This window comes from uncultured Nostoc sp. (assembly GCF_964247315.1).
In the GTDB taxonomy this organism is placed as follows: Bacteria; Cyanobacteriota; Cyanobacteriia; order Cyanobacteriales; family Nostocaceae; genus Nostoc.
On the sequence record NZ_CAXTTT010000077.1, the window covers coordinates 1 to 17,974 of the forward strand.

At 39.0% G+C, this 17,974-nt stretch carries 19 protein-coding genes and 2 pseudogenes; 9 read left to right on the plus strand and 12 right to left on the minus strand.

The features are described 5' to 3' along the window. Positions 1–92, plus strand: a pseudogene (locus tag ACFE93_RS21725) (IS1 family transposase); the annotation flags it as partial. A 54-nt stretch (positions 93–146) separates the two neighbouring features. Here ACFE93_RS21725 and ACFE93_RS21730 read toward each other — a convergent pair. The 5 genes and pseudogenes from ACFE93_RS21730 to ACFE93_RS21750 form a co-directional block, all read right to left on the minus strand. Next, positions 147–348, minus strand: a pseudogene (locus ACFE93_RS21730) (hypothetical protein); the annotation flags it as partial. 113 nt (positions 349–461) lie between these two features. Continuing rightward, positions 462–587: a hypothetical protein gene (locus ACFE93_RS21735; RefSeq protein ID WP_375476116.1), complete on the minus strand. Its 126-nt coding sequence runs from the start codon at positions 585–587 to the stop codon at positions 462–464. 58 nt (positions 588–645) lie between these two features. Then, the gene (locus tag ACFE93_RS21740) at positions 646–1,665 is read right to left on the minus strand and encodes an aldo/keto reductase (protein WP_375476118.1); all 1,020 of its coding nucleotides are present in this window, start codon (positions 1,663–1,665) and stop codon (positions 646–648) included. Positions 1,666–1,801: 136 nt separating this feature from the next. After that, the gene (gene petJ / locus ACFE93_RS21745; protein WP_375476120.1) at positions 1,802–2,137 is read right to left on the minus strand and encodes a cytochrome c6 PetJ; all 336 of its coding nucleotides are present in this window, start codon (positions 2,135–2,137) and stop codon (positions 1,802–1,804) included. A gap of 55 nt (positions 2,138–2,192) precedes the next feature. Next, positions 2,193–2,417 (minus strand): hypothetical protein, encoded by a 225-nt coding sequence (locus ACFE93_RS21750; RefSeq protein WP_375476122.1) that lies wholly within the window; start codon positions 2,415–2,417, stop codon positions 2,193–2,195. A gap of 191 nt (positions 2,418–2,608) precedes the next feature. On the opposite strand from ACFE93_RS21750, the gene ACFE93_RS21755 reads away from it, so the two are divergent. Then, a complete protein-coding gene (locus tag ACFE93_RS21755) occupies positions 2,609–3,409 on the plus strand; it encodes a histidine kinase (protein ID WP_375476124.1) in 801 nt (266 codons plus the stop codon). 294 nt (positions 3,410–3,703) lie between these two features. Here the strand turns inward: ACFE93_RS21755 and ACFE93_RS21760 are convergent, their stop codons facing one another. The 4 genes from ACFE93_RS21760 to ACFE93_RS21775 all read right to left on the minus strand — a co-directional run bounded on the left by ACFE93_RS21760 (position 3,704) and on the right by ACFE93_RS21775 (position 7,275). After that, positions 3,704–3,895, minus strand: a complete 192-nt coding sequence (locus ACFE93_RS21760) for a YqaE/Pmp3 family membrane protein (RefSeq protein ID WP_375476126.1) — start codon at positions 3,893–3,895, stop codon at positions 3,704–3,706. Between the two features lie 120 nt (positions 3,896–4,015). Next, on the minus strand, positions 4,016–4,417 hold the full coding sequence (locus ACFE93_RS21765; RefSeq protein WP_375476128.1) for a phage holin family protein: 402 nt from the start codon (positions 4,415–4,417) through the stop codon (positions 4,016–4,018). Between the two features lie 343 nt (positions 4,418–4,760). Beyond that, positions 4,761–5,102 (minus strand): 2Fe-2S iron-sulfur cluster-binding protein, encoded by a 342-nt coding sequence (locus ACFE93_RS21770; RefSeq protein ID WP_375476130.1) that lies wholly within the window; start codon positions 5,100–5,102, stop codon positions 4,761–4,763. A gap of 13 nt (positions 5,103–5,115) precedes the next feature. Next, positions 5,116–7,275 carry a Tex family protein gene (locus ACFE93_RS21775; RefSeq protein ID WP_375476132.1) on the minus strand — a complete coding sequence of 720 codons (2,160 nt, stop codon included), beginning with the start codon at positions 7,273–7,275 and terminating at the stop codon, positions 5,116–5,118. 534 nt (positions 7,276–7,809) lie between these two features. On the opposite strand from ACFE93_RS21775, the gene ACFE93_RS21780 reads away from it, so the two are divergent. Beyond that, positions 7,810–8,025 (plus strand): hypothetical protein, encoded by a 216-nt coding sequence (locus tag ACFE93_RS21780; RefSeq protein ID WP_375476134.1) that lies wholly within the window; start codon positions 7,810–7,812, stop codon positions 8,023–8,025. A 1,341-nt stretch (positions 8,026–9,366) separates the two neighbouring features. Here ACFE93_RS21780 and ACFE93_RS21785 read toward each other — a convergent pair. After that, on the minus strand, positions 9,367–9,705 hold the full coding sequence (locus ACFE93_RS21785; RefSeq protein ID WP_375476136.1) for a hypothetical protein: 339 nt from the start codon (positions 9,703–9,705) through the stop codon (positions 9,367–9,369). 157 nt (positions 9,706–9,862) lie between these two features. Here ACFE93_RS21785 and ACFE93_RS21790 point away from each other — a divergent pair, with 157 nt between their 5' ends. The 6 genes from ACFE93_RS21790 (at position 9,863) to ACFE93_RS21815 (ending at position 16,164) form a co-directional block, all read left to right on the plus strand. Further along, positions 9,863–10,246, plus strand: coding sequence for an EamA family transporter (locus ACFE93_RS21790; protein ID WP_375476170.1), 384 nt, complete (start codon positions 9,863–9,865; stop codon positions 10,244–10,246). A gap of 22 nt (positions 10,247–10,268) precedes the next feature. Further along, a complete protein-coding gene (locus ACFE93_RS21795) occupies positions 10,269–10,625 on the plus strand; it encodes an EamA family transporter (RefSeq protein ID WP_292784161.1) in 357 nt (118 codons plus the stop codon). 91 nt (positions 10,626–10,716) lie between these two features. Then, positions 10,717–12,021 (plus strand): NAD(P)/FAD-dependent oxidoreductase, encoded by a 1,305-nt coding sequence (locus ACFE93_RS21800; RefSeq protein ID WP_375476138.1) that lies wholly within the window; start codon positions 10,717–10,719, stop codon positions 12,019–12,021. Positions 12,022–12,065: 44 nt separating this feature from the next. Further along, positions 12,066–12,890: a glycosyltransferase family 2 protein gene (locus ACFE93_RS21805; RefSeq protein ID WP_375476140.1), complete on the plus strand. Its 825-nt coding sequence runs from the start codon at positions 12,066–12,068 to the stop codon at positions 12,888–12,890. 311 nt (positions 12,891–13,201) lie between these two features. After that, entirely contained in the window at positions 13,202–14,674 is a 1,473-nt protein-coding gene (locus ACFE93_RS21810; RefSeq protein ID WP_375476142.1) for a TldD/PmbA family protein, read from the plus strand. A 149-nt stretch (positions 14,675–14,823) separates the two neighbouring features. Beyond that, entirely contained in the window at positions 14,824–16,164 is a 1,341-nt protein-coding gene (locus ACFE93_RS21815) for a TldD/PmbA family protein (protein ID WP_375476144.1), read from the plus strand. A 65-nt stretch (positions 16,165–16,229) separates the two neighbouring features. Here the strand turns inward: ACFE93_RS21815 and ACFE93_RS21820 are convergent, their stop codons facing one another. Both ACFE93_RS21820 and ACFE93_RS21825 read right to left on the minus strand, forming a co-directional pair. Next, on the minus strand, positions 16,230–16,670 hold the full coding sequence (locus ACFE93_RS21820; protein ID WP_322704580.1) for a pentapeptide repeat-containing protein: 441 nt from the start codon (positions 16,668–16,670) through the stop codon (positions 16,230–16,232). A 171-nt stretch (positions 16,671–16,841) separates the two neighbouring features. After that, entirely contained in the window at positions 16,842–17,876 is a 1,035-nt protein-coding gene (locus tag ACFE93_RS21825) for an aspartate carbamoyltransferase catalytic subunit (RefSeq protein WP_375476146.1), read from the minus strand. Positions 17,877–17,974 lie beyond the last annotated feature (98 nt).

The window sequence follows — 17,974 nt, forward strand, 5'->3', positions numbered from 1 at the left end:
ACGCCAATTTCTAGAATCATATTCAAAACGCGGATACAACGACGAAATTAAACAATAATGTGCTAACCATGTATGTGAATGGCATTGGTTTGAGCGCCACCCTAAGTCCCTCTCCCAAGCTTGGGAGAGGGACTTAGGGTGGCGCTCAAACCAATGCCATTCACATACATGGTTAGCACATTATTGTTTAATTTCGTCGTTGTATCCGCGTTTTGAATATGATTCTAGAAATTGGCGTTAGCAGAGCGGGGCAAAACGCACGTCGCAATTGGTACAGATGTAGTTTTGTTTACCACGACGATGCCCATTCTTACGGGTAAGGTTAGATGCACAATATGGATAGTTTATCCTTTAATTATGCAACGCCATCAAAAAAATAAAAATAATAGTCTAGATTTAAACAATAATAATTGCCGTCCCAACTAGGTGAGATAGGGTAGGGTGTCTTAATGTTTCGCGTACTAATTTTCTTCACACAAATTAATCAGCGCTCCCAACTCTGCTTTATTCAGGCGACGTGAGCCATAATTACAGCGCAGTTCAAAAGTTTGCTGTTGACTGAGGGTGAAGGTGAAGTTTAGGGGCATAGCTGACAGCAGTAGTTTCCACAGTAACCTTCACCGTATTATCACCTTTTTCCCGAAATTATCGGCGATATTCGTCGCCACAATCGCCGATGATCTGGTACAAATCGCGTGATTGGCGAGATACTGCATTGATGCGATCGCGATCGTCTGCATCTAAACTAAAACTAAATACTTTGGCGTTATCTTCTATATGTTCAGATACCCCAAGTCTGGCACCAACTATCACACCGCCCACTGTTGGTTGATCCAAAATGTAACGCACTGCTACGTTGGAAATGCTTACGTCATGCTTATTAGCAATTTCCTTTAAAATAGCCAGCAACTCTTGAAATAATTGCCAACCACCCCAAGCATCGATCATATTTTTATATTTCTTCAAACTAGCAGTAGATAGATCAAATCCTCGTGGTTCCGGTTTACCTAAATAGTTTTCTGATAACAAACCGCCGCACAGTGTACCATAAGTAAAAAGCTTTATGTCATGCTGTTGACAGAACTCCACCATATTAACTTCAGGGCGGCGGTCAATAAGGGAAAATTGCACTTGGTTAGAAACAATTTTGATACCTGCTTCAGTAATAATCTTTAAGTTTTCCGTGTCAAAATTAGTTAAACCTAGATGCTTAATTTTGCCCTCAGTCTGAAGTTCTGCCATATATTTTAGGGCATCCAGATAATTTTTATCCTGATATTCCCACCAGTGGAATTGCATCAAATCTAACGATTGCACATTCATCCTTCTCAACGAAATATCAATATTTTCCTCAACCAGTTTTTTTGTCATTTTGCCTGGACGAGGCACCCATTTTGTAAAGGCTTGCACCTGAGATAAAGCATCTTTCCCACGAGTATCAATTAGTTCACAGCGAAACTCACCAATAAAGTCTTCTGCAGGGCCATAATGATCTGCTAAATCCCAAGTGGTAAAGCCTGCATCTACATATTTGAACATAGTCTCAATAGCGACTTGGGGATTGATCTGTCCATGTCCGCCAGAGACTTGCCACATCCCATTTAATATGCGGCAGATGTTCAAATCAGGAGTAAATTGGAGACGACTAGCTGCGGGTAAGTTCATTTTCGATTTAGGAGTGAAAAGTTAGGAATGGGAAGACTTAAGAATTACTAATAAATAAATCATAACTGATAATTCCTAATTCCTAACTTCTAACGTACAGACGCGATTAATTGCGTCTCTCCTAACTCCTAACTTTTTAATGCCAGCCTTTTTCAGCTTGTTCGAGAACGTAAGCAGTAACGTCTTGAATTTGCTGTTCGCTGAGACGCTCTTTGTAAGCTGACATATTATTTTTACCATTGGTTACTATAGATGTAACTGCCTCTATTGAATCCATAGCATACTTTTTCAGGGCTTGCTTTTTGAGATTTTTACCTCGCCGAATTATATTGCTGCCGTTGATATGACAACCAGCACAATGAACGCTAAATATTTGTTCACCGTTAACTGTGTCTGCTGCACTAGCAGGTAAAGTAAAAGTACTGATTAATAACAAAAACGTTGCTAATACTAATGTAAGTAGTTTTTTCAATTAACTTCTCCAGATTTGGACATACTAGTTGCAGGCATAAGTATCAGAACCAATACTAGAGGGATTCAAAGTCAGTTGTAAATCCAGAAAAATTTGCACAATCTTCTTGAAAAGCTTCTGCATCACTAACATCCTCAATTTTATATGACATGATGCGCGTACCATCTGGCATTTTTTTGGAACCAATCAATTCACCTTGATATTTCTCTGCGATCGCTTTAAATTCAATCCCATAAATCTTCCAGGCATCACCCGAACAAGTAATATTTACTTGCCACATATTTTACTCCCAATTACTACCACTAAATATTCATCATCTCACAAATTGGCAACATCTTACACATCACCTCTTAGGGACTGGAATTTTCTATCTAAAGGAAGTACCGAGCCAGATTGGGCTACGCCATAATGTGGATGTAGGAACATTTCTAGAAACTTTTATCCAAATTAGTTAAATCCCAAGAGTTGAAAATGCCTAACAATATCAAGCAACAAATTCAAGCCGATCTGCAACAAGCAAAAGAAACTGGACAATTAAGAACTGAGCGGATTCGAGAAATTGTGAAATCCGCAGTTTCTCAAGTAGCTTCTGAATTTCAACAAGGTTCTAGTGAAGTTCGTAGCATTGTGAAAGATGCAGTTTCTGCTGTAGTTGAAAACTTCCAAGAAAAAGGTAGCGAACTCAAAGATGAAGTGACAGCTTCCATTGAAGGAGCGTTGGAAGGAATTAATAGCAAAAGACACGAAAGCATTGCTCAAACTCAAACAGATATTAAGCGGCTACAAGCCCAACTTGATGGTGAAGAAGAACAACTCCAGCAAGAGGTTGATGTAATTTTGGCAGAAATTGAAGAGACGGGTAAGGAAAAACCTGCGAGTACCAAAACTGCCATTGATTCTGCTGTCAATGCTATTAAAGATAGTGAAGAAGTCGGATTGTTAAAGAAACGTTACGCGCAACTGCAAGCGCAGCTAGCCATTGTCCGAGCTAATATGGCTGCACGCTATGGCGGGCGGAATATGGAAGTTCAAGATTATCTAGAGGAGGCTAAACACTGGTATGATAAAGCTCGTCCCCAAGCAGAGTCGATGGCTGTACAGGTAGAACAGAAGCGATCGCAACTAGAAGAGCAATTAGGTGAAGCTGGTACATCTTTAGCAAGAAAAGAGCGCCAAATCAAACAAACGTTGAGGCAGTTACTCTTAACGGCGGCTGACTTATTCAAAGATAAGCAACCTGCTGATAAAGAGCGGGAGACTATTCATAAATAGACTGTTTTAACGTTTAATTGACTTACAAAAGTAGGGTGGGAAATTCTCACCCTACTTTTGTGGAAACAGTAGTTTTCATTAGATTTTTGTATGAATCAAAAGCCTTCACCCTAAATCCCTTTCCCCATCTGGGGAGAGGGACTTTGTTTGAAACTTTGAAATTAGCTCCCCTTCTCCCAATTTGGGGAGAAGGGGTTGGGGGATGAGGGCTTTACTATTGCACTGTATTAGAGAAAATAGTAAATGGGTAATTGTCGTGCAACAATTACCCATTTATAAAACTCTGATTGCGTATTAGTAAATACGTCCTTCTCCATTAACTTGTTCGTCATGCTTGGCTATAACCCAAATTGCATGAATACTACCGGGAAGCCAACCTAAAACTGTTAGCACAATGTTAATAATCAGAGTCGGGCCAACTCCAACTGTCAAGAAAACACCTAAAGGAGGAACTAGCAAACCTAAAAGAAAACGAACTAATTTCATGATGTTACAACTTGGTGATTTTGTTTAATTACATTTGAGATGCCGAATTAGGAAATCCACCTTCGGAGATTTTATGTAGGTGAGAAACGTGATTAAACTTGCGTTTCTACTGGTTCTAACTTATCTAGAAGAAGGTAATTCAGCTTGATTCTTTACATCACCACTGCTGGTTAAAAGGTTTCTTTCAACAAAGTAGTTGTTAATAAAGGTGCTAGCAAAAGTTAAAATTACTGGCCCAAGCAGGAAACCAATAATTCCGCGAACTGCGAACCCAGGAACTAGCACTGCTGCTAACCAAAAACACAAACCGTTGACAACGAGCGAAAATGCTCCAAATGAGAGAAAGTTAAGTGGTAAAGAAAGAGCAGATAAAACTGGTTTAACTGAACCGTTAATTAGACCAATTACAAAAGCAGCAATCAAAGCTGCGGGGAAATTAGCAATATTAACGCCTGGAACAACTATATCAACAATCAACAGGCTCAAAGCTGTAGCTAGCGCGGTTAAAAATGGAGTCAACATTGTTTTTACCTAATAACTAGAGATTTTTTTACGACTTCTTATATCATCTTTGACTATTTGCTAGGGTTTCACCTCCCTTGCAAGATAGAATTTATTTCTACCATTAGGTCTATCATTGATAAAAATATAGCGGTTTTAAATACATTTTATAGGCGCACATCTGTACGCCTATACATTAGACATAGGAGTAGAGACATAGCAGTACTACATCTCTACAAGGGTTGTGGATAACGCATATTAATTTCTGAAGATGTCTAACATATTGCAATATTTTGAAGGGGGCGTTAAAGAAACTTAACGCCCCCTAGAAATTTAAGATTAATTTAATGTCACAAGGCAAAAATTACTCAGATTTTCCCGAATCAGGCTTATAATAAAGGGCTGATTTATATAAGACTTGTTCTTGATGGGTTTCTAAAGTACAATCAGACAAAAGATAAGTTACACAAGTAACAACATAACCAGCCTGTATTTCATTTGGACGCAGAAATTTTTGCTCGCTTTGATCGACTTCACCACTTATCAGTTTAGCAATACACGCAGAACATTCGCCTTGTTTACACCCAGATGGTAGGCGGATACCAGCTTCTTCCGCCATATCCAAAATATATTGATCGTCTGGTACTGGAATGGTGCGATCTAATCCAAATGTAGGATTGATAAATCGAACTTGATAAACTGCCATCTGCTGTTTCTAATTATTGTTTAACTACTTTCATCGACAAACTAATCCGTTTGAGTTTCTCGTTGATTTCTAACACCTGCACTTTCACTACTTGTCCAACTTTGACCACTTTGTTGGGATCGTCTATAAATCTATCTGCAAGTTGGGATATATGCACTAAGCCATCTTGATGTACGCCAATATCCACAAAGGCTCCAAAGTTGGCGACGTTCGTCACAATTCCCTCTAGTTCCATTCCCACATTTAAGTCCCTGATTTCCTTAATTCCTTCTCTGAAGGTGGCATACTTAAACTCAGCACGAGGATCTCTACCTGGTTTTTCGAGTTCGCTGAGGATGTCGCGCAGTGTGGGTTCGCCGATGCTATCGGTAACGTATTTCTTCAGGTTGGTTTTTTTGAGTTTTTCGGCAATTTGTGTCACCTGATTTAATGGCACATTTAGATCGGATGCGATCGCTTCTATTACAGAATAACTCTCTGGATGTACTGCTGTATTATCTAAAGGGTTGTCACCGCCGCGAATCCGCAGAAAACCTGCTGCTTGTTCAAAAGCTTTTGGCCCCAACTTCGGAACTTTCAACAGCTGTCGGCGATTTTTAAAGGCTCCATGCTGGTTGCGATGAGCGACAATATTATTGGCTACTGTTGCCGTAATCCCAGAGACGGAAGTTAAAAGTTCTTTGGATGCGGTGTTTAAATCTACGCCGACGTAGTTGACGCAGCTTTCTACAGTGTCATCCAATTTCCTTTTCAGCAACTTCTGATCGACATCGTGCTGATATTGTCCCACACCAATAGATTTAGGATCGATTTTCACCAGTTCCGCCAAAGGGTCTTGCAAACGGCGACCGATGCTAATTGCGCCGCGCACGGTAATATCTAAATCGGGAAATTCTTCTAGCGCCACAATACTAGCAGAATATATAGATGCGCCAGACTCATTCACCATCACCTTAACTGGTTTGCGTTCTATGGTTTGCAATACTTGCGTGACAAATTCCTCTGTCTCACGGGACGCTGTACCGTTACCGATGGCGATTAACTCAATTTTGTACTTTTCAATTAGATTTTTGACAGTTTGTGCAGCTTTGAGTCGTTGTTCAGCCGCTTGGTGGGGAAATACCGCCTGATATTCCAAAAATTTCCCCGTTTGGTCGAGGACAGCAACCTTACACCCAGTTCTAAATCCAGGGTCTATCGCCAGTGTTGGTTTCATTCCTGCTGGTGCAGACAGCAGTAACTCTCGCAGATTAGTTTCAAATGTCTTGATTGATTCCATGTCTGCATAGACTTTATTCTCAGAAATTACCTCTCCCATGAGAGAGATTGTCATCAAACGGTTGAATGCATCCTTCAGCATCGCCTGATAAAAATCCCGAATTGTCCGTACTTTGGTTTTGATTTCTTTCGACTCAAGATAGTAAAGTACCGTATCTTCATCGAAAGCAATTTCAAAGCTTAATACTTTCTCCGTTTCACCTCGACACAACGCCAGCATATTGTGGGGTGCAATATTTTTTACTCTAATTTGATAGTTACGGTACATCTCAAATTTGGTTGTACCTTCGGGATAATCATCTTTGATGCGGGAGACAAATACCCCTTCTTCTAAAAGATAGTCACGGATATATGCGCGTAGCTCAGCTTTTTCAGCGACTTCTTCCGCCAAAATATCAGCAGCACCTTTGAGCGCTTCTTCTGCTGTTTTTACTTTCTGCGTTTCCGAAATATACTTAGCTGCTTCTTCCTCTAAGGATGCAATTGCAGCATTTTTGACATTTAGCGACTTGATGAATTCTGCTAGTGGTTCGAGTCCTTTTTCTCTAGCGATGGTGGCGCGGGTGCGGCGCTTTGGTCGATAGGGTAAGTATAAATCCTCAAGTTCAGTTTTTTGTAAGCAGGATGAGATTTTGGCTTTAAGTTCATCTGTAAGTTTACCTTGTTGGGCGATCGCACTTAAAATCACCGATTTCCGTTCTTCCAGTTCTGTTAAATAAGTATATCGATCAGCCAGTTCCCGTAGTTGCACCTCATTCATTTCATCGGTGCGCTCTTTACGGTAACGTGCAATAAAGGGAATTGTTGCACCCTCCGCCAAAAGTTCCAGCGCGTTTTGCACCTGATGGGATTTGAGGTTTATTTCAGTTGCCAGTAATTGAGGAATGTTCAGCATTAGGTATCTAAAATGAAAATGCTACTTCTAAAGGTAATATGCTAGATCCTTATCCTGGCGCAAGGTCAAAGTTTTAAGCTAATTTATCAGATGATTGCTCACAAGAGTAAAATTGGCGAAATAGACAAAACGCACTTACGCAAGTTTTATAACCTTTTCAATTTGCGTAGATGAATGAGAATTTGTCTAGTATTAGCACCTTGGCTGAGTCGGGAGAAGGCAAAAGTAGCATCACCCATAGTAATTGTCTGTTCTTAAACACTATGCAACTTCGCATACCACATCATACGTACTTTTAAAGCTTGCCGCGCACACCATCGACCACAAAAAAAGAGTTGTCAAGCTTTTAAGCGCTTCATGTGTCGCAATAATTATTCCAATTGGCGTAATATACGACGTTGCATAATCTTGATTTTCTATCATATTTATTTCGCTCGACTATTGTAGCCAAAACCTCATTGGATGTAAAATTAACCACACTTCCAAAAAATTTGTTTTAAAAACACTGTAACCTTTAGTTCAGAGGTTAATAAAATGCCTTTGTTTTTCTTGATACCACTATGTACTGCTTTAGCTACTGGCTATTTCTTTAAAAAGAGTACTGATGAGATAGCATATCTTGCAGGTGTATTCGCAGCGATTAGCTTGATCTTAACTTTAGTATTAGCACCTTGGCAGATTCAGTTTGGATTATTAATCATTGTCTTCGTCATTACCAACAGACTTTTACAGGATAATGAGTCCAAATAATAGGAAAACAACCTAGAGAAACCTATATCCAACCAAGGGAACTTAGCGTTGTTTTTTTATACCACTATCTATTGTTTTAGCTACTGCCTACTTGGTTAAAAAGAGTACTAATTAAATTGCATACTTTGCAGCTATTAGCTTGATTTGAAGTTTAATATTAGCACCTTGGCAGATTCAGTTTAGATTGTGAATCGTTATTACCAATAGATTTTTGTGAGGAGAATGAGTCCAAACAATAGAAAAACCTCTATCCAGTCAAGGAAAATTGGCGGACTACTAACTCTGTCTGAGATATGTGAATTTAGATGAAGACTTTTGTGAACAGACAAAAAACAATTCAAACTTTCGATTGTTATCTAAAAATTCAGGCTGTAATTTAGTGTAACGTTGTGTGATATTATCAGCACAAGTAGTGTTGTTCAAGTTTCAATTTTCTTTGGGTAAAATCTTAGCTTTGTATTTATCGAGTCTAATATTAACTCTTTACTTATACAAGTTTAATAAATACCCAGAAATTGCTTCATAAATGTACAAATTTCCCGGACAAAAATTTATGATAGAGGAAGATTTTTGTTTTATGAAGTTTTTGTTTAAGCGTATTTGCCAGTAGATAAATTTTTGATAAAGTATAACGATAAATTTGCAACATACCTTTCTCGTGGTATTCTAGTAAGTAATTACATGTAACAATAAATTTGGAGAACAAAGTCTATTTAAAATTACGAACGAGAAATCAAGCAACCCTAATACTAAATGGTGTAGAAATATCTCAAATTTAATGCAAGCAACTTCAACTTAAAGTTGATTAGCCAACGCTAGTTTGCATTGGTTGTTTTGTTAAAAAGGCTCTATTTGGACATTCAGTAAAATTCCCCATAAACCTGTAAAGCGTATTACTGTAGATTGATTTATCTCTGTATAATTTACGCAGCCAGTCAGACTTGTATTACTTATTGTGTTCCCATGCCCAAAAAGAGCACGCATACATACTCAACTTGAGTAAAAACCATTACTTTTATAAATCGGCTTAATTTCCAGTCGAGATTACAAATAAGTCTGTGAGCCGGGAGAAATTTGATGATATGTTAATACATTAATCAACTTTCCTGGATCAAATAGAGAATATTTATCAATCCAGCTAGGTTTTATAGTTTGAGAAGATCGATAGTATCTTCAAAAAATTTCTACAACAGGATACAACTGATGAAAGTTAATGAATGGGTTAATCAAAAATTCTAGCAATCCATTTTGATTTAGGTGCATCTGTTGAATATGTGGGTGGAATCAGAGTTCAGCATCAGCGATGTTTACGACGGGCTACATCTACGCACACTGCAAACTTTATGTATGTGAGAGAATTTGTGACAAAATTCTCAACCTTTTTATGTCTGCATCTACTACTAGATTATCGCGATCGCGCTCAAAATAGTCTTGGAGCAAACCTGGGTAGCACAGAAAATATCTGTAATTCACAGTTGAGCAAACTCTAAATTGATTGTCCCAATTGCCAAGCAATAAACTGTTTTGCTTGGGAGTATAATCCAGTAAAACAATTAAGCGTGCTTTACTGCGAATCATATTGAACGCTTCCATGATAGAGCAATCATCCTGGAATATGACATAGTATTTAGTTTTTAACTCTAGGGCATGAGCTTCAACGATCGTTTTGATATCAGTCACTTCAACATAGTCTTCCTAATTTTGTTATCTATTTACTGAAGTGGAAGTCAATATTGTAGAGAAGGTTTTGCCGAGATATGAAACCTTCAAAACAACTGGTTTTTTACTGCCCAGTTCATACCTACTATCTTGATTAAGGCAAAGTACGATGAAATCTATGTCGCAAAAAAGTTCAAACTTTAAAATAATCCCTTATATTATTTTGTTTGTGAGTATTTTGTTTAGTATCTGTGGACAATTACTGATGAAAAATGCCATGATTCATACACATGAGGGAGTATTGAATTGGGAGTTTTTTCAGAAATTATCATTAGCTATTACTGTCTACTGTTTAGGAATAGTAAATTGGATATTGGCTCTGCGATCTGTAAAATTGAGTATTGCTTATCCCCTGACTAGCTTAAATTATGTCGGGATACTTTTCGGTTCATACTACTTTTTTAATGAAGTGATTACATTAACTCGAATAGTAGGAGTAATCACTATCTTCTTGGGTGTTCTTTTAGTAGTTAATCCCATAAAAAAGTTTAAATTTAGATAATTAATTACTTAAAAAATTTAAAATGAGTATTTTTACTTGGCTAAATTTAATGCTTGTTGTTTTGTTTGGAACAACAGCTCAACTTTCACTCAAGTATGGACTTTATATTTCTAACTCTAATAAAGGAGAAAGCGGATCTCTCAAAAATCTCTTATTATCTCGTTATTTTTTGATTTGGTTTATCTGCTATACATTTATGACTATATTGTGGCTTTATGTATTGCGGACAATTCCTTTAAGTCAAGCCTTTCCAGTTTTAGGATTAATGTATGCATTTGTACCAATTGCTTCTCATTATCTTTTAAAAGAAGAAGTTATGTTTAGCCAATGGTTAGGCATTTCCGTTATTATAACTGGCGTAATTCTAGTCGTACATTAATAGCTTGATAGGCAAATAATCAGATTATTTAGTATTAACAGCTTCTGAACATCATCCTCTAAAACATTTTCACAAAATCTAAATTTAATTTATGAATATAGGTATCGTTGGCGGAGGCATAACTGGGCTAGTATTAGCTCAACGTCTTTCACATCAAGGACATAAAGTCACTGTCTTTGATAGTAACAAGCAGCTTGGTGGACTTACTACCTATCATGATTACGGATTATTTACCTGGGATCGCTTTTATCACGTTATCTTACCTTCTGATACTCACTTAATAAATTTTATCAGAGATATTGGTCTTGGAGATAAACTGCGTTGGCATCGAAGTTTAACAGGCTTTTATGATAATAAAAAGTTTTATTCTATTAGTAACACTATAGAGTTCCTGCGTTTTCCTTTATTTGGACTTATCGGTAAAATCAGATTAGCTTTTACTCTCTTATATGGTTCACGCCTTAATAACTGGCGGCGCTTAGAGAAGATTTTAGTTGAAGATTGGCTATTGAAACTCGGTGGTAAAAACACATACGAAAAGCTTTGGAAACCTTTGCTTTTATCCAAATTAGGAGAAAACTATAAGCGAATATCAGCAGTTTTTATCTGGGCTTATATCAAACGACTATTTTCAGCGCGCGATTCTTCATTAAATAAAGAACAACTTGGTTATGTCTCTGGCGGTTATAAAACTGTTTTTGACCATATAGAAAAATTAATTTACGCGGCTGGAGGTCATATCCACAAAGGTGTTGCAGTTGAATATATCGCACCTCATCCAGGGGGTGGAATGTGGGTAGAATATCAGGGTAAAAAAGAGCATTTTGATAAAGTCATCTTTACTGGTCCAGTTAATATCTTGCAACAGGTTGCTGCTAAGGAACTAGTGAAAGTTTCAAGCACTGGTGAAACAGTAGAATACCTGGGTGTAATCTGCATGGTACTGATTACTCGTAAACCTCTAGTTCCTTATTACGTAGTAAATATTGCCGATAAAAATATTCCTTTTACCGGAGTTATTGGTATGAGTAATTTAGTTTCTTTACAAGAGACAGGAGGGTATCACATTACATTCCTACCAAAATATATACTTTCCACTGACCCGTTGTTAAAACAACCAGATGACGAATTACGTCCAATATTTTTCCAAGGTATACGTTCAATGTTCCCCGAACTCAAAGCAGATGACATTGTGGCAGCACATATTAATCGAGCGATTAAAGTACAGCCACTACAAGTTTTAAATTATTCAAGCCTTGTTCCAAAAGTGAGTACTGAAAACGATGATTTTTTCGTTGTCAATACCTCACAGTTGGTCAATGATAGCGTTAACAACAACGCAGTAGTTCGACAAGTCGATGAATTTCTCAAAAAATCAGCATTGCTGAATTCTTGAAATTTGAGTAATCACATTTATTTTAAAAATCACACGAGGTCTTTATGAGTCTTTTTGTTCTTTTACCCGCATATAACGAGCAAGAATCAATTCCACCCTTGTTCAAAAAGTTTCAAAGATTGCAACAAATCTTTAATATAGAGATAGAACTGATTCTTGTCGATGATGGCAGTAGCGATCAAACTGCTCAGACTGCTTTAGAAGAATCTCAATCACTAGGTATATTACTGAAATTAGTCCAACATCCCAAAAATGCTGGTTTAGGTCAAGCAATTAAAACAGGTTTTACGACTTTCTTAGAAATTTCTAAAGAAGATGATTTTTTAGCGGCGATGGATTGCGACAATACTCAACCACCAGAACTGTTAATAAAAATGTATGACACTATGATAGCTGGTAGCTATGATATTGCGATCGCGTCTAGATACCGAAAAGGTTCAAAAGTCATAGGCTTATCAAAATTTAGAGAGCTGCTGAGTTACGGAGCCAGCTGGCTTTTCAGAATTGCCGCCCGTGTACCAGGCGTAAAAGACTACACTTGTGGTTACAGACTGTATAATCGTACTTTCCTCAGTAAACTGGATATATATTATGGGGACAATCTATTCACTGAAAGTGGATTTGCTTGCATGATAGATTTACTGCTGAAAGCCAAAGCCCTCAGACCAAAAATCGTAGAAATTCCAATGGTTTTGAGATACGATCAAAAGCCAACTGCTAGCAAAATGAAAATTCTTAAAACTATTACTCGAACACTAAAGCTCTTGTTTAAGAATCTAGCATCAACAGAGCCAACTTCCAATTCAGGTCAGACTTTTAAAGAGCAAGAAACAGTTAGAATTCCATTGAAAATAGGAAATCGTAAATAAACCTGAGAAGAAAAGTCTGGATTCTTTGGTTGAGAAGAGTGTCAGATCAATACATAAGTATAAGTGTATTTTATTTTATACTTATATTATCAGCGGAGCTTTCCTTGCTCCGCTTTTGTATTCTGACTTCTGAATTGTTCGTCAAATAGCTCCAAATTTCTAGTCTGTGCGCGGATTTGCCAAGGCGTTGTTAAAGGGGAGGGAAATCCACACGCTTTTCTAGCAACTGTGGCTTTTGCTCATTTGTTAGACTGAACAAACCAGGATTTTTCAGTCAAATCTCTGAACTACGCCAGCAGACGAGGCTACCCATGCTTACAAGTACGCTACTTCTCTCGAATCAACTTCCCACTCTCCAATATTCCTCCACACCAGAGCGTTTCGATGAAACCTGGGAAGCCCCCCTGGCTACCCTTCTGGGACTAGGACGCGCCGCTGGTGCTGATTTCATTGAATTATTTTTAGAGCGTCGCAACTATATTAGTTCTCTTGCAGAAGATGACGCTATTACGAGTATTTCACCCAGTCTGTCTACAGGGGCGGGAGTCAGGGTATTTCGCGGCAAAGCTGACTGCTACGTTAGCACTAATGACCTTTCGTTTTCTGGTTTGAAAGCAGCTTTAGAAAAAGGTCTTTCTATCTTGGGATTACAACTACCCACTGCTAAGGCTTTCATCCCAGAAATAAACCTAGAATTACTCAGAGATTACGCCACCAAAAGAGGTAAAGATACATGGCTACCGATGTGTAGCTCCATCCGAGAAATGGGAGAAATCCTTCTAGATGGTACTGCCCACCTGAAGCAAAAAGCTAGCCACGTCCAATCGCGCCGTGCTAGCTATTTCCGGGATTGGCAAGAAGTTTTAATCGCTGCTAGTGACGGGACTTTTGCGCGTGATATTCGTCTTACCCAGTCAGTAGGATTTAACCTGTTATGTGCTGATGGTGCTAATCGTACCTCAATTGGCGATCGCGCGGGTAATACTAGCGATGCCAACTTCTTAAGAACTTGGGATTCTCAACAAGCCGCCGAGAAAATAGCAGAATCGGCTGGAAAAATGCTCTACGCAGATTACGTGGAATCGGGTACTTATCCCATCATTATGGCCAATCACTTTGGCGGCGTAATCTTCCATGAAGCCTGCGGACACTTACTCGAAACCACTCAAATTGAACGCAATACCACTCCCTTTGCTGACAAAAAAGGTGAAAAAATTGCCCACGAAAGTTTGACAGCTTGGGATGAAGGGCGCTCTGAAAATGCCTTCGGAACAATTGACATGGATGACGAAGGTATGCCTGCTCAAAGAACCCTCTTAATTGAAAAAGGCGTTCTGAAAAACTTCTTAGCAGATAGAACAGGTTCTGCACGCACCGGACACCCCAGAACTGGAAGTGGACGCCGCCAAAACTATACCTATGCCGCTGCTAGCCGGATGCGCAATACTTATATTGATTCTGGCGAATATAGCAATGATGAATTATTTGCCTCTGTTGATAAAGGTATTTACTGTAAAAAGATGGGTGGTGGTAGCGTTGGTGCTACAGGTCAATTTAACTTTAGTGTTGATGAAGCCTATTTGATTGAAAATGGCAAAATCACCAAACCGCTAAAGGGAGCAATTCTCATCGGTGAAGCCAAGGAAATTATGAATAAGATTTCCATGTGTTCTCAAGATTTGGAGATTGCACCAGGTTTTTGTGGCTCAGTCAGTGGCAGTATTTACACCACAGTCGGACAACCTCATATCAAGGTTGATTCTATTACCGTCGGTGGAAGATAACCTCATTCACTCGTCAACTTCCAGGTTCTACCTGGAAACGCCTTCTTCGTGGCTTTGCCACTTATTTTATCTAGGAGGTATTAAGCCCTCCATTATTACACTCCCAGTCTGAAGCAGGGAGCGAGAAAATCCAAAATCCAAAATTGACTATGCCGAATATCAATGAAATTGCAAATTCTGCCAAGGACAATGCTGATAAGCTTGGCATCAAGAAATTCGACATTTATGGTTCAACAGTTGATGACACTAGCGTGCAAGTAGACCAAGGTGAGCCAAAACAGGTCAAAGCTTCAAACCGCTCTGGTGTTACTGTTCGTGTCTGGAATGAAGATAATACAATGGGTGTCACCAGCACCACAGATGTAGACCCCAAAGGACTGGAATTAGCTTTGAAAACTGCCTACGAAGCCAGTTTCTTTGGTGTTAAAGAAAATGTTCCTGATTTTAGTCCAGAGGCTACTGCTCCTATCCCAAGTAAACCTCAGGATAAAACGCCCCAAGCACCTGTTGCTGAACTTATAGAAAAATTGTTGGTAGCTGAAAAAGAATTACTAGCAGCTCATCCAGCAATTAAAGGCGTACCTTATAATGGTTTGTCACAAAGAGATATTGACAGATTTTATCTCAATAGCGACGGCGCAGTGAGAACTGAATCTCACTCTTTGGCATCAGTTTATCTTTACAGCAAAACTGAGGAAGATGGCAAAAAACCGCGCAGTGCAGGCGCTTTTAGAATCAACCAAAATTTAGATAATCTAGATATTAATGGTTGCATCAAAGAAACTGCTGATAAAACTATCAGTCACTTGAATTATGAAAAAATAAAAACTGGTAAATATCGAGTTGTTTTCTCAGCGGAAGCTTTCTTAAGTCTGTTGGGCGCTTTTTCTAACTTGTTCAATGCCCAAAGTATTTTAGATAATCAAAGTTTATCTACTGCTGATGATTTAGGTAAGCAAATAGCTTCTCCTCTGATTTCAGTTTTTGATGATGCATTGCACCCAGCTAACGTTGGTGCAGAAACTTTCGATGGTGAAGGAACCCCCACTCGTCAAATCTCGCTAATTGAAAATGGCGTTTTAACAAGCTTTCTCCACAGTGCAGGTACTGCTAAAAGGTTAAATGCCCAACCAACTGGTAATGCTAGTATTGGCGCAAAAGTCAGCGTTAGTCCCAATTTTTATCACGTATTTTCAACAGCAACTCCTGAGCAGGAGTTTAGCTTAGAAACTGCTGAAAATGTGATTTTTATCGATGATTTACAAGCTCTCCATGCTGGAGTTAAATCCTTGCAAGGTTCCTTTTCTTTACCGTTTGATGGTTGGCTAGTTAATAAGGGTGTCAGGACGAGTATTGAATCAGCAACTGTAGCTGGCGATTTCTTGGAACTCTTGAAGTCAATTATTTATGTAGAAAAAGAACCAGAGTTAACACCAGGGGGAGTTTGCCCAAAAATCTGGGTTAATGAACTATCGATTACCGGCGAATAAAACTTAGTCAGTGCAGAGTTAAGAGTTTAACTCTTAACTCATTACTTGGAAATCATGACTCACCATTAGTATTCACCGCCAATGCTAATGGCAGTATTAAATACATCAGCACCGCTTAAATCAACACCAGCTAAAACAGCGCCATCTACGTCACTATTATATAAACGGGAATTACTCAAATTCACGTTGGTAAGATTGGCATTATTTAACATCGTATCGCTAACAAATGCTTGTGTGAGATTAGCAGACTTTAAATTAGCTCCAGTTAAATCTGCACCTTCTAAGTTAGCACCTTGGAGATTAGCTCCTTTTAAATTTGCATTTCTCAAGTCAACACCGATTAGATGAGCACCTTTGAGGTTAGCTCCTGCTAGATTGCATCCGGAACATTCTCTAGTTTCTAACAAGCGGCGGACAGGGGCGGAATTTTCTGCTTTGACGGGAATGGGAGCAGCTAAGGATAGCGTGCTGAGTAAGGCTGCTGCCGTCAAAAAAATTCGTTTCATAATTTACCTCGGACACTTCTAGAAGTCATGAAATTCTGAACTTCTACGATACCAGTGTGCCAAGATTACAGAATTCTGTCCTCATGCGATCGGAAGAGTAATAAATTCTATGAGATTAGATATTTTTCCGTAACATAGTCCGATGGGAGGAAATTTCCAACTGAAATTATATTAAGCCTTGCCGCTACCTAATAGGTACAAGAGTGCCATCCGAACAGCAATACCGCTGGTAACTTGTGATTGAATGAGACTAAATTCTGGGTCATCCATCAATTCAGAACTAATTTCAACACCACGGTTGACTGGGCCTGGATGCAAAACTTTGACATTAGGTTTACAAAGTTGCAGTTTTGTGCGTGTAATGCCAAACTGTTGATGATATTCTCGCAAACTAGGCAATAAATAAGCCGTCATCCGTTCTTTTTGCAGGCGCAAAGTCATGACAAAATCGGCATTCTGCAAAGCTGGTTCTAGCTGCCAATGTAAAAAAAGTTGGGGATTGGGAAAATAACTCCTGACTTCTGACTCCTGATTCCTATCTTCTACTTCCTCCGAGATAAACTCAGCAAAGAATTTAGGTAAAAGGGTTGGTGGTGCTGCTAGATGCACTTCGGCACCACTGGCAATTAAACTCCAAATATTTGATCGCGCCACGCGAGAATGGAGAATATCCCCAACAATGGCAATCTTTTTCCCTTTTAAAAGTTCTAGTCGGGGACGATCTGGGTCAATTAGAGTAGTTATGGTAAATAAATCTAGCAGTGCTTGGGAAGGATGCTCGTGTTGACCATCGCCAGCATTGAGGACGCTAACTCGTACACCTAGACGATCCATTTCAGATGCGATCGCATTTGGTACTCCTGCCTCTCGATGGCGGACTACCATAATATCAGTTCCCATAGCCAAATAGGTTTTCGCGGTGTCGAGAATTGTTTCTCCCTTAGTCATAGAAGATGTAGCGGCGGCGAAATTCAGCGTATCCGCACTTAAGCGTTTGGCTGCGAGTTCAAAACTGCTGCGAGTCCGGGTAGATGATTCAAAAAATAAATTCGCCACCACTTGTCCCTGCAAAGTTGGTACTTTCTTTGTCCGCCGTGATAACACCTCTTGAAAACTGGCCGCAGTTTGCAAAACTGTATCGTATTCAGCGGTAGTAAAGTCAGCCAGTGAAAGAATGTGATGACGATTCCAGGTGGTAGTAGGCATAAATAGCAATTAGTTTCTTGTATAGAGATACGAGAGATCGCATCTCTACAGCTTTTTAATTTACAGATGCAGAGGAAATGATATCACCTGTCTTCTAT

Excerpts from the sequence above, each read along its gene's own strand:
- ACFE93_RS21800 (WP_375476138.1), top strand. The coding sequence starts at position 10,717 with ATGAATATAGGTATCGTTGGCGGAGGCATAACTGGGCTAGTATTAGCT.
- ACFE93_RS21760 (WP_375476126.1), bottom strand. The coding sequence starts at position 3,895 with ATGAAATTAGTTCGTTTTCTTTTAGGTTTGCTAGTTCCTCCTTTAGGT.
- ACFE93_RS21750 (WP_375476122.1), bottom strand. The coding sequence starts at position 2,417 with ATGTGGCAAGTAAATATTACTTGTTCGGGTGATGCCTGGAAGATTTAT.
- ACFE93_RS21775 (WP_375476132.1), bottom strand. The coding sequence starts at position 7,275 with ATGCTGAACATTCCTCAATTACTGGCAACTGAAATAAACCTCAAATCC.
- ACFE93_RS21780 (WP_375476134.1), top strand. The coding sequence starts at position 7,810 with ATGCCTTTGTTTTTCTTGATACCACTATGTACTGCTTTAGCTACTGGC.
- ACFE93_RS21825 (WP_375476146.1), bottom strand. The coding sequence starts at position 17,876 with ATGCCTACTACCACCTGGAATCGTCATCACATTCTTTCACTGGCTGAC.
- ACFE93_RS21820 (WP_322704580.1), bottom strand. The coding sequence starts at position 16,670 with ATGAAACGAATTTTTTTGACGGCAGCAGCCTTACTCAGCACGCTATCC.
- ACFE93_RS21755 (WP_375476124.1), top strand. The coding sequence starts at position 2,609 with ATGCCTAACAATATCAAGCAACAAATTCAAGCCGATCTGCAACAAGCA.
- ACFE93_RS21805 (WP_375476140.1), top strand. The coding sequence starts at position 12,066 with ATGAGTCTTTTTGTTCTTTTACCCGCATATAACGAGCAAGAATCAATT.
- ACFE93_RS21810 (WP_375476142.1), top strand. The coding sequence starts at position 13,202 with ATGCTTACAAGTACGCTACTTCTCTCGAATCAACTTCCCACTCTCCAA.
- ACFE93_RS21815 (WP_375476144.1), top strand. The coding sequence starts at position 14,824 with ATGCCGAATATCAATGAAATTGCAAATTCTGCCAAGGACAATGCTGAT.
- ACFE93_RS21795 (WP_292784161.1), top strand. The coding sequence starts at position 10,269 with ATGAGTATTTTTACTTGGCTAAATTTAATGCTTGTTGTTTTGTTTGGA.
- ACFE93_RS21765 (WP_375476128.1), bottom strand. The coding sequence starts at position 4,417 with ATGTTGACTCCATTTTTAACCGCGCTAGCTACAGCTTTGAGCCTGTTG.
- ACFE93_RS21770 (WP_375476130.1), bottom strand. The coding sequence starts at position 5,102 with ATGGCAGTTTATCAAGTTCGATTTATCAATCCTACATTTGGATTAGAT.
- ACFE93_RS21740 (WP_375476118.1), bottom strand. The coding sequence starts at position 1,665 with ATGAACTTACCCGCAGCTAGTCGTCTCCAATTTACTCCTGATTTGAAC.
- ACFE93_RS21790 (WP_375476170.1), top strand. The coding sequence starts at position 9,863 with ATGTCGCAAAAAAGTTCAAACTTTAAAATAATCCCTTATATTATTTTG.
- ACFE93_RS21735 (WP_375476116.1), bottom strand. The coding sequence starts at position 587 with ATGCCCCTAAACTTCACCTTCACCCTCAGTCAACAGCAAACTTTTGAA.